Origin of the sequence: Archangium sp. (genome assembly GCF_036388035.1) — a bacterium.
Classification (GTDB): Bacteria; Myxococcota; Myxococcia; order Myxococcales; family Myxococcaceae; genus Archangium.
Window position 1 is genome coordinate 1 of the sequence record NZ_DASVSO010000326.1, and the last position, 13,719, is coordinate 13,719.

Below are 13,719 nucleotides of genomic sequence, written 5' to 3' on the forward strand. Positions count from 1 at the left end.
CATCCCCGTTGCTCCAGTAGACGTGCGTGGCGTTGAGGGCGATGTCGTTGGGCCCGCTGGCGCGCTCGCTCACGGGCTCGGAGGTGCCACCGGCGAGCGGCACGCGCATGAAGAAGCCACTCGCATCGGACCAGTAGACGCGGTCACCCGCCACGGCCACTCCCTCCGGGTGGCCCTGCCCGCTGACCACCGGAGTCGCCTCACCGCCCGCGAGCGGCACGCGCATCACACTCCCACCGTCGCGATTGGCCCAGTAGACGTGCGTCGAGCCGAGCGCGAGCCCTCGAGGCCGGGCCTGCCCCGAGGCGAGCACCTCGGGGGAGCCCCCGGCGAGCGGCAGGCGCATCACCTGCCCGCCCGCGGCGTTGGTCCAATAGAGGTGCGTGCCATCGGAGGCGAGCGCGACGGGGCCGGCCTGACCCGAGGCGAGGACGGTCTCGGGCCGGGGCCCACGGGTGCAGCAGGCGAGGAACAGGGGCAGCGCCACGAGGAGCGCGGCGCGGGGGAGCATGAGCATGAGGCCCTCCGACGGAGCGCGCAGTCTGCCACTCCCGGGGCACGGGCCTCAAACGGGCTACATCTCCTCCAGCTCCTTGCCCTTGGTCTCCCGGATGAAGGCGAGCACGAACACGAGGGAGAGCAGCGCGGAGCCGGCATAGAGGCCATAGGCCAGCCCGAGGCCCACCGTCCGCAGCCAGGGGAACGTGGCGGACACGGCGAAGTTGAAGACCCACTGCAGGCCCGCGGCGAGTCCCAGGGCATGGGCACGGATCCGATTGTTGAACATCTCCCCGAGTAGCACCCACACCACCGGTCCCCACGAGAGGCCGAAGCAGAAGACGTAGAGGTTGGCGGCCACCAGGGCGATGGTCCCCAACGACCCAGGCAGGACGGGATTGCCCGCGGCATCCACGCCGGCCGAGCCGAAGGCGAACGCCATCGTCCCGAGCGTCAGCGCCATGCCCACCGAGCCCAGGATGAGCAGCGGCTTGCGACCGAAGCGGTCCACCGTGGCGATGGCGATGAAGGTGGTGACGATGTTGGTGAGGCTGGTGATGACGGTGATGACCAGCGAGTCCTTCTCCGAGAACCCGACCGCCTGCCAGAGGACGCTCGAGTAGTAGAAGATGACGTTGATGCCCACGAGCTGCTGGAACGCCGACAGGCCGATGCCCACCCAGACGATGGGGAGCAGACCGAACCGGCCCCGGAGGTCCGAGAACCGGGCGACGTGCTCGGTCGAGAGGGTCTGGCGGATCTCCATCACCTTCTCCGCCGCGGCGCGCCCGATGATGGAGCGCAGCACGACCTCCGCCTGCGCATCGCGCTGCTTGGCGACCAGGTAGCGAGGGGACTCGGGAATCATGAGAGCGCCCAGGCCATAGAGGATGGCGACGGGCAGCTCGGACAGGAGCATCCACCGCCACGCCGCGAGCCCGAGCCAGAGGGTATTCATGGCGGAGCCAGCCATGGCGGCGATGCCATAATCCACGAGCAGCGCCGCGAAGATGCCGGTCACGATGGCCAGCTGCTGGAGCGAGCCGAGCCGTCCCCGCAGGTGGGCCGGGGCAATCTCCGCGATGTAGGCCGGTGCGATGACGCTGGCGATGCCCACGGCGATGCCGCCCAGCAGGCGCCACAGGCTGAAGTCCACCAGCCCGAAAGCCACCCCGGAGCCCAGGGCACTCACGGCGAAGAGCACCGAGGCCACCACCATCGTCCGGATCCGGCCCATCCAATCCGCGAGCAGTCCGCCCACGAACGCCCCGAGGGCCGAGCCGATGAGGGCCGAGGACACCGAGAGACCGATGGCCATGTCCCCCGCCTGGAAGGTCTGCTCCAGGGCACCGACGGCCCCATTGATGACCGCCGTGTCGAAGCCGAACAGGAAGCCACCCACGGCGGCCACCGAGGCAATCAGCACGACCTTCAGCGATGAAGCCTCGGTGGCTGTCGTGTCGCGCAAGTCCACTCGGGGAGCCTCCCGGAACGGGTGTGCCCCAACATCCGCACTCCGGACCATCCGTCATCCCGGACAGTGGGGCCGGTGTTCGCCGTCGGAAACGAGCGCCACCCACCCGCTCCTGCCGCGGTGCGTCGGGCGCTCAGGGTGTCACCGCGGCGGCGAACTTCCGCTTGCCTTCTTGGAGTTCGAGGATGACGGCCGGCTTCACGGGGTTGCGCTCGGCGTCCAGCGTCAGGGTGCCCGTGGCCCCGGGGTAGCCCTGGGTGCTCGCGATCGCGTCGCGGATGTCCGGCCCGGAGAGCGACTTCGCACGCCCGATGGCCGCGAGCGCCACCTTCGCCGCGTCGTAGCCCAGCGCGGAGGCGGCCTCGGGCGAGCGGCCATGGCGCGCCCGGAACGCGGAGATGAAGCGTTGCAGCTCGGGCGCGGGGTTGTCCTCGGCGTAGTGCGAGGAGTAGTAGGCGCCCTCGAGCGCACCGCCCGCCAGCTCGAAGATGCGGTCCGACTCCCAGCCATCTCCGCCCAGCAACGTCTGCGTGATTCCCAGCTCACGCGCCTGGCGGGCGATGACGCCCACCTCGCTGTAGAAGCCCGGCAGGTACAGCGCCTGGGGCTTCGCCTTCTTCACCGCCAGCAGCGGCGCGCGGTAGTCCGTGTCCCCCTTGGAGTAGCTCTCCACCGCCACCACCGTTCCGCCACGCTTCTTGAAGGACTCGGTGAAGGCCTCACTGAGCCCGAGCGAGGACGCGTTCTTGCTGTCGTGCAGCACGGCCACGCGGTCGATCTTCAGGTTCTCGCGGGCGAAGCGCGCCATGGCGCCTCCCTGGAAGGGATCGATGAAGCAGGTGCGGAAGATGAAGTCCCCCTTTTTCGTCACGTCCGGGTGGGTGGCCGAGGGCGTCACCATGGGGACCCGCGCCGCCTGCGCCGCGTCCGCGATGGCCAGCGAGCCCGACGACGTCACATCTCCGAGGATGAGCACCACCCGGTCCTGCGTGAGGAGGCGTTTCACGGCGGCGACCGACTCCTCGATCTTCCCCTGGGTGTCGTAGGCGCGGACCTCCACCTTCCGGCCCTTCACGCCCCCGGCGGCGTTCACCTCCTCCACCGCGAACAGGATGCCGTCCCGCACCACCGTGCCGAACGAGGCCTCCGAGCCCGTGAGGCTTCCCAGCATGCCGATGACGATCGGCCCCTGCTCCGAGGGAGCGCGCACCTCCGCGGAGGGGGGCCGCGGAGCCGGAGCCGTGGGAGGCGAGGCCTTCCGCTCACAGGCGAGGGAACACAGGGCGAAGGCGGCGAGCAACGGGACGAGACGAGACATGCGGGGATCTCCGGGCGCGCACTCTCGCACGGACAAAGCCCGGGGTGGACCGGAGGCGCCCCCGTCCCCACCGCCTCGTAGGTCAGGCGGCGTCCCGCTCCTCGTTCTCCGGCAGGGAGGACGGCGAGGAGTCGGCCCGACGGGCGGGAAACTCGAGGCGCAGGCGCGCGCCACCCTCCGGACGGTTGTCCGCGGAGAGCACGCCGCCGAACTGCTCCACCAGCTCGCGCGAGAGGTTCAGGCCCAGGCCAGTGCCCTTGTCGGGGCCCTTGGTGGTGAAGAAGGCCTCGAAGAGCCGGGGCAGCACATGGGGGGCGAAGCCGGGCCCGTTGTCCTCGACGAGCAGCACCACCTGGCTTCCGTCGGACTGGCCCGTCACCCGCACTTCTCCGTTCTCGACCTGGTGTGCCTCCAGCGCGTCGCCGGCATTGACCAGCAGGTTGATCACCACCTGCACCAGCCGCTGCCGCACGACGAAAATCTCCGGCAGCGCCACGGGCACGTCCACCCGCAGCCAGGCCACATGCTTCAACCGGAGCGAGGCCAGCTTCACGGCATCGGCCACCACGTCCGCCAGCGCGCACTCCGTGGGCTCCTCGGCATCCATGCGCGCGAAGCCCTTCAGGTCCGCGACGATCCGCCGGATGTGCTGGAGTCCCGCGCGCGTCTCCTCGAGCACCTCGAGCAGCTCCTCCCGGGACGGCGCCTCCGCCGAGCGCAGCTCGTCGCGCACGAAGTCGACGTTGGAGCCCACGTAGGCCAGCGGATTGTTGATCTCATGCGCCACGCCCGAGGCCAGCCGCCCGACGATGGCCAGCTTCTCCGACTGGGTCCGGCGGTGCTCGCTGAGTGCCAGCGCCTCGAGCGACTCGAGGCGGGCGCGCTCGAGTCGGGCCCGCTCCTCCGACTGCTGCACCTGGTGGAACCGCTCGGCGAAGAACCTCGCGTACAGGGTGATCGCCACCACGATGGAGACCCAGGTCAGCGCTTGGATGAGCCCGTACTCCGCCCACCACACGAACCCGACGGTCCCGACGCACCCCACCCCACCGCTCATCAGACTCGCCCGCTGGCTGTTCCGGTACATGAACGCGATGGCGACAGGCAGGACCGGAACCAGGAGGAAGTAGGGACTCCCGAGGCCCCCCGTCTCGAGGCAGATCCCCAGGATGCAGACGCTCCAGATCGCGGCGTTCAGGTCCGAGAGCAGGCGGGCCCGGAACGGAGGGCTCCTGCGAATGAGGACCGACGAAGCCACCAGGCTCAGGGCCCAGACCAGGCGGCACCCCAACGTCCAGACACTGAAGTGTCCCAGGTAGAGGGCATCCGCTCCGGCGAAACCCAGGATGAGCGCGGCGAGCACCCAGCCCGCCCGATCGCTCCACATCCCCCACTGCTCGTTCACCGGGAAACTCCTTGACCCTCCAACGGAAACCCAGAGTAGCACGGGAGCGGACGAGCCTCAGCCCCACCGCTCCGTGTTCGACCTCCTGCGCCATCCTTACCTTGACTCGGTAGGGGTCACTCTTTAGGTTCAGTCCCTTCTTTCAAGTTCCAGCGAAGGACCTTCCCACCATGGCTCGCGTCACAGTCGAAGACTGCCTCCCCCTGGTCGACAACCGCTTCGCGCTCGTGCTGCTGGCGGCCAAGCGCGCCCGTCAGCTCATGGCCGGCGCCCGTCCCATCATCGACACGTCCAAGAACAAGCCGCCCGTGCTCTCGCTGCGCGAGGTCGCCACCGGCCGCGTGAAGTTCGACCGCGACGTGCGCGAGGCCCTCACCGGCAAGTACTCCGAGGAGAAGGCGCCCAAGGCCGGCGCCATCTAGTCGAGCTACTCGCCCGTCCCCTCCGTGCGCACCGCGGAGGGAACGAGCGCGGCCCCCGCGCGCAGCAGCATCCTGGCCGCGCGCGCGGCGATGGCCTTCTCTCCTTTGTAGCCCAGCAGGGCCGCTGCCCGGGTCAACGGTATCCAGCGCGTCTCGTCCACCTCCACCCGGTGCCCCTCGTGCTGGATGTCTCCGAGCACGCCAGACTGGTAGCGGAAGAGGAAGAAGTGGACGCGCTTGAAGATGCGCTGGCCCCGGAACTGGTAGACGTAGCGGATCTCCCCCAGCGGCGTGACGAGCGTGGCCTTCAGGCCCGTCTCCTCCCACACCTCGCGCACGGCCGTCTGCTCGGGAGTCTCCCCCGGGTCCACATGTCCCTTCGGAAGCGCCCACAGGGAGCGGCCGTGGGGCCGGATGACGGCCACCTCCAGCTCGCCCCCATGTTCTCGGACGACAACTCCTCCGGCGGACGCCTCACGCGGCATACGCCCCGAACGTAACCGAATGTCGGGCGGCGCGTTCAGGAGACTTGCGCGAAGTGGCGCAGCTTGGCTTCCGCCCCCAATCGGTAGGCGTAACGCAGGTCCGACAGGAGCCGCTCCAGCCGCCGGCCCGTGACGTGCCCCATCAACCGGCCGCAGAAGTTGCGGGACAGCCGGTTGGCTTCCTCGTACCGCCAGCGCTCCGCCTCGGAGAGCTTCGCCCGGTAGGACACCCGGTCGAACAGCCGCCCCAGCAGCTCCTCCGCCCACGCCTCCACCCCGTCCCCCCACCGGTGCAGCAGGCACAGGGCGAACTTGTCCACCTCCGCCTGCGCCTCCAGCTCCAGCAGCGACACGGTACGGCCATGTACGGCCGTGTGTGTCACATAGAGGAAGTGGGAGACGCCCTCGGCGAGCTGGCAGAAGCCGTCCAGCTCGCGCTCCAGCAGCGAGTGGACGGGGCCGCTCTCATAGGGCTGGAGGCGGCGCAGCAGCCCGGGGGCAAGGTACAGGGCGAGCTCCAGCTCCTCCTCCCCCTCCAGGACGAGCAGCTCCTCGTCCGAGCGTCCGGTGGCGCCGAGCTGCACGGCGGCCTCCGTGTCCACCATGAAGCCCTCCGCTCGCGCGGAGCAGGTAATCCCATAGATGGCTTCCAGGTGCGCCTGCACACGACCGACCATCCACCACCTCCCCAGCTCAGTTGGGCATGCCCTTGGGGGCCACCATCCCGGCATCCACCAGCACCTGCTCCAGCCGGTCATTGCCCGTGCGCACCCACGACTCGTACACCTTGAGGGCGCCCGAGGCGCCGTTGCTCACCAGCCCGCGCGCGGCGATCTCCTCCAGCACGTCCACCAGGGCGCGGAACTTCGCGCACAGCTCCCGGTAGACGGCGGCGAAGCCCGCGGCGGGCGCCAGGTCCGCCACCTGCGCGTACGCCGCCCCGCCCATCTGGATGTAGTAGTCCTGCCCCACCGGCCCCTCGCGCAGCGCGCCCGAGAAGAAGCCGGCCTGGTACAGGGACACATCGCCCAGCCGCCGCAGGGTCCGGATGCGCTCGTCCCGCTGCTGCTGGAGCGAGCGGTGGTAGAGCATCGCCAGCGGCTCCTGCTCATTGCGCCCGTTCTCTCCCTTGCTGAAGAGATGGTCGGTGGTGGCGAAGTCGGCCAGCAGGTTCACCAGGTAGAACTCGGTCGTCTCCGCAACCGCCACCCGCTGCCGCCGGATGACCTCTTCCAACAGGGCCTTGAAGAACTCCTTCAACGACGGGGCCGTCACCAGTTGACTCATGGACTCTCGACCTCCCGATCCCCCGGGGATTGCGAGCCGGGGGACAACACTGAAAAAGATACCAACGGCCCCCCCCGCCTCGCAAAGAGACCCTCAATCATTCCGGGTACTTACGCTGGCTCTCGACCCCCGCGACTGCTAGCCCGAGCACGCCCGCCCCCCTGGCCTGCGGGGGCGTGTACTAGACGACAGAGCCGCGAAACCCCAGTTGTGACGGGGACTTGGCGCGCGCTAGCCCTCCAATCCCGCCTCGCTTGACGGGTCGACTTCCCTGGTTATTATCCCGCGCGCTTGCCGGTTAGCACTCGCGCGGTGCGAGTGCTAACGGCCCCGGGCCGCGAGGCCCCTATTCCAACCCCCACGGCACTCCGGACACCGGAGTGCTCATCGGAAGGAGACAAACCGTGAAGATTCGTCCCCTGCAGGATCGTCTGATCGTGAAGCGCGTGGCCGAGGAGAACAAGACCAAGGGTGGTCTGTTCATCCCCGACACCGCCAAGGAGAAGCCGCTCGAGGGCCACGTGCTCGCGGTCGGTAACGGCAAGGTGCTCGAGGACGGCAAGGTCCGCCCGCTCGACATCAAGGCCGGCGACACCATCCTGTTCAGCAAGTACGCGGGCACGGAGATCAAGATCGACGGCGAGGATCACCTCATTCTCCGTGAGGAGGATGTGCTCGGCGTGATCGAGAAGTAATCCCCCGCTCTCCAACCCCTACCCGAAGGACTCAATCAAATGGCAAAAGACATTCTTTTCGACGTCCGCGCGCGTGAAGCCATCCTGCGCGGCGTGAACATCCTGGCCGACGCGGTCAAGGTCACCCTGGGGCCCAAGGGCCGCAACGTGGTGATCGAGAAGTCGTTCGGCTCTCCCACGATCACCAAGGACGGCGTGACCGTCGCCAAGGAGATCGAGCTGGAGAACAAGTTCGAGAACATGGGCGCCCAGATGGTGAAGGAGGTCGCGTCCAAGACCTCCGACGTGGCCGGTGACGGCACCACCACGGCGACCGTGCTGGCCCAGGCCATCTTCCGCGAGGGCGCGAAGCTGGTGGCCGCCGGTCACAACCCGATGGACATCAAGCGCGGCATCGACAAGGCCGTGGCGGCCATCGTCGCCGAGCTCAAGACGCTGGCCAAGCCGACCAAGGACAAGAAGGAGATCGCCCAGGTCGGTACCATCTCGGCCAACGGCGACACCACCATCGGGCAGATCATCGCCGATGCGATGGAGAAGGTCGGCAAGGAGGGCGTCATCACGGTGGAGGAGGCCAAGGGCCTCGACACCACCCTGGACGTGGTCGAGGGCATGCAGTTCGACCGCGGCTACCTCTCCCCGTACTTCGTGACGGACCCGGAGCGCATGGAGGTGGTGCTCAACGACCCCCTCATCCTCATCAACGAGAAGAAGATCTCCTCGATGAAGGACATGCTCCCGATCCTCGAGCAGGTGGCTCGCTCCGGCAAGCCGCTGCTGATCATCGCCGAGGACATCGAGGGCGAGGCCCTGGCCACCCTGGTGGTCAACAAGATCCGCGGCGTGCTGAACGTGGCGGCCGTGAAGGCCCCGGGCTTCGGTGACCGTCGCAAGGCCATGCTCGAGGACATCGCGACCCTGACGGGCGGCCGGATGATCGCCGAGGACCTCGGCATCAAGATGGAGACGCTGACCCTGCAGGACCTCGGCCGGGCCAAGCGCGTGACGATCGACAAGGACAACACCACGATCGTCGACGGCGCCGGCGCGCAGAAGGACATCGAGGCGCGCGTGAAGCAGATCCGCGCCCAGATCGAGGAGACCAGCAGCGACTACGACCGCGAGAAGCTCCAGGAGCGCCTGGCGAAGCTCGTGGGCGGCGTGGCCGTCATCAACGTGGGCGCCGCGACCGAGACGGAGATGAAGGAGAAGAAGGCTCGCGTGGAGGACGCCCTCAACGCGACCCGCGCGGCCGTCGAGGAGGGTGTGGTGCCCGGCGGTGGCGTGGCCCTGCTGCGCTGCAGCAAGGCGCTGGACAGCGTGAAGGTCGACGCCGGTGAGAAGTTCGGCGTGGACATCATCCGCCGCGCCGTCGAGGAGCCGCTGCGCCAGATCGTCGCCAACGGCGGCCTCGAGGGCAGCGTCATCGTGAACAAGGTCAAGGAGGGCACTGGCTCGTACGGCTTCAACGCCGCCACCAGCGTCTACGAGGACCTGCTGGCCGCGGGCGTCATCGACCCGGCCAAGGTGAGCCGCTACGCGCTGCAGAACGCGGCCTCCGTCGCCTCCCTCATGCTGACCACCGAGGCCATGGTGGCCGAGCGCCCGAAGGAGGAGAAGGAGGGCGCTGGCGCCGGCGGTGGCATGGGCGGCATGGGTGGTATGGGCGGCATGGGCGGCATGGGCATGTAGTCCCCCCGGCACTGGAGCGCGGCCTCGCGTCGCGCTCCGGCTCCCGCACACGGCCTCCGGTTCCTTCGTGGACCGGGGGCCGTTGTCGTTTGGGGGGAGCCAGCGGGCGTCCGTCGGGTGGCACGGAGTCCCCCGTCCTCTTAGTTTGAGACAGACCCAGGAGGACTCGCGTGAAGCCCGTCAAAATCTACACCACCACCTATTGTGGCTACTGCGTCCGGGCAAAGGATCTGCTGACGCGCAAGGGCGTGAAGTACGAGGAGTTGGACGTCACCGGCGACGACGACATGCGCGCCAAACTGGTGGAGATGAGCGGCCAGCGGACGGTGCCGCAGATCTGGATCGGCGACACCCACGTGGGCGGCTACACCGACCTCGCCAGGCTGGAGAGCGAGGGGCGGCTCGAGCCCATGCTCCAGAACTGAGAGGCCACGGGCAGGCGGCCAGCCGAGCCTCGTGGGCACGCCCCCTGAGCGTGAGCAGGTTGCCCGGAGCAATCCTCACGCAGGGAGGCGCACATGGCAGAGGCAGGGGAACAGGTCACGGGCACCAAGGACGAGAACTACGACGTCATCAGCGTGCTCTACCACTGTCTCCAGGCGGCGTCGGAAGTCGGCCAGTACATCCAGGACGCCGAGCGGAACGGGGACCAGGAGCTGGTGGGCTTCTTCCGCGACTACCAGGAGTCCCAGCGAGATCTCGCCGAGCGCGCGAAGAACCTGCTGGGGGCCCGGCTGATCCGCACCGAGGGCGTCCAGGTTGAGGGCACCCAGAAGGCCGGCGGGCTCGAGGCCAGCGGCAAGCGCGGCAGCTCGCCCGGAGCCCAGACCAATGCGCAGGTGAAGTCCGGCGGACGGCGGGGCGACGACACCGTGGACGTGGACGAGGAGTCCAAGGAGTCCTTCCCGGCCAGCGACCCGCCCGCCAAGTACTAGCGGGCCCCGAGCGGACGGCGCACGCCGGAAGTTGGATTCCCAGGGGAGGTTCGTCTTCACTCCCGGCCCGTGAAACGTGCCGGACTGCCCCTCGCGTGCGCCGTCCTGCTCGTCACCCTCCGCGGGGTGGCGTGCCGGACCCCCTCTCAGACCCAGCGCCGCGCCCCTGGGCCTCGGCACCGTCGACGAGACGACATTTCTGGGACAGTTCGCGCCGACGCTGGCCTCGCTGGACGCCCTGGATGCGGAGGTGGTGCGCCACCAGCGCCTGCGCTTCGCCAACCCGGCGCTGGAGCCCGAGGCCCTCGCCCGACTGGGCCGGATGCCGGCCGGCCTGTACGTGCTGGAGGCCCCGGAGGGGGGAAGTCTCGCGCCCGGAGAGCGGGCGGTGAGCCTGGAGGAAGGCCCCGCCCTGCCCCAGGCGCTCGCCCGCGTGCGCTTCTCCCCCACCCCCGTCCAGGCCCGCATCCGGCTCCCCGCAGGGGACTTCGCCGAGCGCCTCCTGCCCTGAGTTGGCTTTCGGACTCACCGGTAAGGCTTGCCCCCGCCGTACCTGCCCCCATAAACAGGAAGCTCCCGTGACGCTGGCCGGGTTCCCAGCCCGCCGCCCGGGTGGAGGGTCTCGCCGATGATCAACGACAGGCCGGAAGTCACCCAGACCGTGCAGAGCACCGAGGCTCGCCCGACACGGATTCAAGTGCGTGAGTGGACGGTCGAGGTGCTGGCCGGACCGGACAAGGGCAAGAAGGTCACCACCCAGGATGCACTGCTGCGCGTGGGCTCGGACCCGGCGAGCGACCTGGTCCTCAATGATCCGACGGTGAGCCGTCGGCACGTGGAGCTGGAGCGCACCGGCAAGGGCATCGTCCTGCGCGACCTGGGCAGCCGCAACGGCACCATGCTCGACGGCCACCAGGTGATGCAGGTGCTGCTGCACCCGGGCGACAAGGTGCAGCTGGGCAAGACGAAGCTGGTGCTCAAGCAGGAGACGCGCTCCACCGAGGTGGAGGTGCTGGAGGGCGCGGACTCCTTCGGCGCGCTGGTGGGCGCCTCGGAGAAGATGCGGCTCGTCTTCGCGCAGCTGCGCAGCATCGCCCGCGAGGACATGAACCTCCTGCTGGAGGGCGAGACGGGCACCGGCAAGGAGCTGGCGGCGCGCGCCGTGCACGAACACTCGCGGCGGCGGCACGGCCCCTTCAAGGTGGTGGACTGCAACCTCATCACCGAGGAGAAGGCCGAGCGCGAGCTGTTCGGCGGCCTGCGCTCCGGCGGTGAGGAGGAGGGCAACCACCGGGGCGTCTTCGAGGCAGCCCAGGGCGGCACCCTCTTCCTGGACGAGGTGGGCGAGCTGCCGCTGTCGCTGCAACCCAAGCTGCTGCGCGTGCTCGAGTCGCGCGAGGTGCCCTCGGTGGACGGGGCGGCGGTGCCGGTGGACGTGCGCGTCATCGCCTCCACCCACCGCAACCTGGAGGAGGACGTGCGCCAGGGCCGCTTCCGCGCGGACCTCTACTACCGCCTCGCGGTGGCGCGCGTGCGCCTGCCCCCGCTGCGCACCCGGCGCGACGACATCCCCGTGCTGGCCCAGTCGCTGCTGCGCGGGCTCAAGTCCACCTTCGAGCTCACCCCCCAGACGCTCGCCCTCTTCGAGGGCTACGACTGGCTCGGCAACGTGCGCGAGCTGCGCAACGTGCTGGAGCGCGGCGCCCTCATGCAGGAGACGGGCAACGTGAGCTGGCTGGACTTCATGGCCCAGCCCCCGCGCAAGACCGAGGGCCAGCCGCAGCAGCCCACCACCAGCGTCTCCGAGCTGGTGTCCGGCATGCCCTACCACGAGGCCAAGGACCGCGTGGTGGCCGACTTCGAGCGCCTCTACTTCGCCGAGGTCATGCGCCAGTCCAACTTCGACATGAAGACGGCCGAGCAGCACACCGGCCTGTCCATGCAGAGCCTCTACCGCCTCCTGAAGAAGAACGGGCTGCGGTTGAAGGACCTCAAGAATGCCGAGGGTCTTGATAAATGAGGCCCCCGCTGTCCCACCCCCAAGGGAGATTCCCGACCATGATGCGCCGTATCGCCATCGCTTCCGTCCTCCTCGCCGCGGCTGGCTGTGCCACCCAGGAAGCGGCCCAGAAGAAGCAGCAGGGTCCGACCACGACCGAGGAGCGGATGCGCATCACCAACCAGGCTCCGTTCGACGTGGCCGTGTGCCAGGCCAAGACGCCCACCCTGCCCCAGCCCACCAACCAGGGCATCCTCGTGGGCGCCGTCCTCGCCACCCGCCCCGAAGTGCTGGAGTGCCTGGTGGACCCCAAGACCCGCGGCACGGCCGACTCCACCCGCGTGGTGGTGAAGACCACCGTCAATGACCAGGGCGGCACCCACGCCATCACCGGTGAGAACCTCACCCCCGAGGGCACCGCCTGCATCCAGAAGCTCGTGGACTCGCGCGTGCCGCTCACCGCCCTGCCCAAGGGCGCGCAGCCCGTCACCTCCGAGACCACCTTCGTCCACGAGGTGAACAACAGCGCCAGCGTCCGGTTCGGCATCAACCCGGGCTCGGACTTCTCGGGCGCCGTGCGGCTCGGCCAGACCACCTGGTGCGACTGCTACGCGGCCTTCGGCACCAAGGCCCCGCCCATCCTCAAGGCCAACGTGAACCTGAAGAAGGGCGCGCCGACCGCCGCCGCCATCGCCTTCGATCCGGTGGGCACCCCCGAGGGTGACGCGCTCGCCACCTGCCTCCAGGCCAAGATGATGGCCGTGCCGGCGAAGCTGGAGACGGACGAGCTGAAGTTCGCCTACCGCTTCGTCCACTTCAACTCGCAGGCCACCGAGCCCGCCGCGGAGCTGCCCCCCGAGCTGCGCTTCTTCCAGCTCGAGCTGGTGCGTGGCCAGCGCTCGGCCGACGCGGCCCTCGCCTTCGGCATCCGTGCCAACGCCGCCGAGGCCTATGACGCCATCGTCTCCAAGTACCAGAAGACCAAGGACTGGAAGCTCATCGACGAGCTGAAGGGCAAGTGCAAGGCGCTCGTCGACTCCGCCCAGTCCTGGGTGACCGCCATCGACGCCCAGCTCCAGGTGGACCGGGCCACCATGGCCCTCGCCCAGGAGCTCAAGGCCAAGGATGAGGCCTGGGGCGAGGTCGAGACGAAGACCCAGGAGGTCATCAACGGCACCCAGCAGGACCTGGCCAACGCCCAGAAGCGCCTGGCGGACGACCAGGCCGCCTGCCCCAAGGAGCGCAAGTAGCCCGCGCTCCCGCCTGAGCAACCAGGCGTGCGGTGACGAAGGCGCGGAACCCGGAGGCCAGGGTTCCGCGCGTTTCGTGGTCGCGAGGCTTCATGCAAGATGCCGGGCCCATGTCCACCCGGCGCCAGTTCCTGCGGCAGCTCTCCGTGGCCTCGGTGGCCACCCTCGCCGCCACGGCCTGCACCAATGCCCCGCCGCCCCCGGAGCCACCCCCTTCCGGGCGTCCCGACGGCCAGCGCGGCGTCATGGGCTTGGTCGT

Annotated in this window: 14 protein-coding genes and 1 pseudogene; 8 read left to right on the plus strand and 7 right to left on the minus strand. The window is 69.2% G+C overall.

From position 1 onward, the window contains the following. The 4 genes and pseudogenes from VF697_RS13320 to VF697_RS13335 all read right to left on the minus strand — a co-directional run. A pseudogene (locus VF697_RS13320) lies at positions 1-517 on the minus strand (hypothetical protein); the annotation flags it as partial. 57 nt (positions 518-574) lie between these two features. Continuing rightward, positions 575-1,966, minus strand: coding sequence for a sugar porter family MFS transporter (locus tag VF697_RS13325; RefSeq protein ID WP_331094895.1), 1,392 nt, complete (start codon positions 1,964-1,966; stop codon positions 575-577). Positions 1,967-2,105: 139 nt separating this feature from the next. Then, complete coding sequence (locus VF697_RS13330; RefSeq protein WP_331094897.1) at positions 2,106-3,290, minus strand: ABC transporter substrate-binding protein; 1,185 nt, start codon at positions 3,288-3,290, stop codon at positions 2,106-2,108. 82 nt (positions 3,291-3,372) lie between these two features. Continuing rightward, positions 3,373-4,695 (minus strand): sensor histidine kinase, encoded by a 1,323-nt coding sequence (locus VF697_RS13335; RefSeq protein WP_331094899.1) that lies wholly within the window; start codon positions 4,693-4,695, stop codon positions 3,373-3,375. Between the two features lie 170 nt (positions 4,696-4,865). On the opposite strand from VF697_RS13335, the gene rpoZ reads away from it, so the two are divergent. Next, positions 4,866-5,117 carry a DNA-directed RNA polymerase subunit omega gene (gene rpoZ / locus VF697_RS13340; RefSeq protein ID WP_331094901.1) on the plus strand — a complete coding sequence of 84 codons (252 nt, stop codon included), beginning with the start codon at positions 4,866-4,868 and terminating at the stop codon, positions 5,115-5,117. A gap of 5 nt (positions 5,118-5,122) precedes the next feature. On the opposite strand, the gene VF697_RS13345 is transcribed toward rpoZ, so the two are convergent. The 3 genes from VF697_RS13345 to VF697_RS13355 are packed head-to-tail and all read right to left on the minus strand — an operon-like array spanning position 5,123 to position 6,889. After that, on the minus strand, positions 5,123-5,602 hold the full coding sequence (locus VF697_RS13345) for an NUDIX hydrolase (protein WP_331094903.1): 480 nt from the start codon (positions 5,600-5,602) through the stop codon (positions 5,123-5,125). Positions 5,603-5,637: 35 nt separating this feature from the next. After that, the gene (locus VF697_RS13350; RefSeq protein ID WP_331094905.1) at positions 5,638-6,279 is read right to left on the minus strand and encodes a hypothetical protein; all 642 of its coding nucleotides are present in this window, start codon (positions 6,277-6,279) and stop codon (positions 5,638-5,640) included. A 16-nt stretch (positions 6,280-6,295) separates the two neighbouring features. Further along, positions 6,296-6,889 (minus strand): hypothetical protein, encoded by a 594-nt coding sequence (locus tag VF697_RS13355; protein ID WP_331094907.1) that lies wholly within the window; start codon positions 6,887-6,889, stop codon positions 6,296-6,298. A 404-nt stretch (positions 6,890-7,293) separates the two neighbouring features. Here VF697_RS13355 and groES point away from each other — a divergent pair, with 404 nt between their 5' ends. From groES to VF697_RS13390, 7 genes are all read left to right on the plus strand, one after another. Beyond that, positions 7,294-7,584 (plus strand): co-chaperone GroES, encoded by a 291-nt coding sequence (groES, locus tag VF697_RS13360; protein WP_331094909.1) that lies wholly within the window; start codon positions 7,294-7,296, stop codon positions 7,582-7,584. Between the two features lie 39 nt (positions 7,585-7,623). Beyond that, positions 7,624-9,276, plus strand: a complete 1,653-nt coding sequence (groL, locus tag VF697_RS13365) for a chaperonin GroEL (protein WP_331094911.1) — start codon at positions 7,624-7,626, stop codon at positions 9,274-9,276. 170 nt (positions 9,277-9,446) lie between these two features. After that, entirely contained in the window at positions 9,447-9,701 is a 255-nt protein-coding gene (gene grxC / locus VF697_RS13370) for a glutaredoxin 3 (protein WP_331094913.1), read from the plus strand. A 93-nt stretch (positions 9,702-9,794) separates the two neighbouring features. Next, complete coding sequence (locus tag VF697_RS13375; RefSeq protein ID WP_331094915.1) at positions 9,795-10,211, plus strand: hypothetical protein; 417 nt, start codon at positions 9,795-9,797, stop codon at positions 10,209-10,211. A gap of 253 nt (positions 10,212-10,464) precedes the next feature. Next, positions 10,465-10,722 carry a hypothetical protein gene (locus VF697_RS13380; RefSeq protein ID WP_331094917.1) on the plus strand — a complete coding sequence of 86 codons (258 nt, stop codon included), beginning with the start codon at positions 10,465-10,467 and terminating at the stop codon, positions 10,720-10,722. A gap of 117 nt (positions 10,723-10,839) precedes the next feature. Continuing rightward, positions 10,840-12,231 carry a sigma 54-interacting transcriptional regulator gene (locus VF697_RS13385; RefSeq protein ID WP_331094919.1) on the plus strand — a complete coding sequence of 464 codons (1,392 nt, stop codon included), beginning with the start codon at positions 10,840-10,842 and terminating at the stop codon, positions 12,229-12,231. A gap of 38 nt (positions 12,232-12,269) precedes the next feature. Continuing rightward, entirely contained in the window at positions 12,270-13,460 is a 1,191-nt protein-coding gene (locus tag VF697_RS13390) for a hypothetical protein (protein WP_331094921.1), read from the plus strand. The last annotated feature ends 259 nt before the right edge of the window (positions 13,461-13,719 follow it).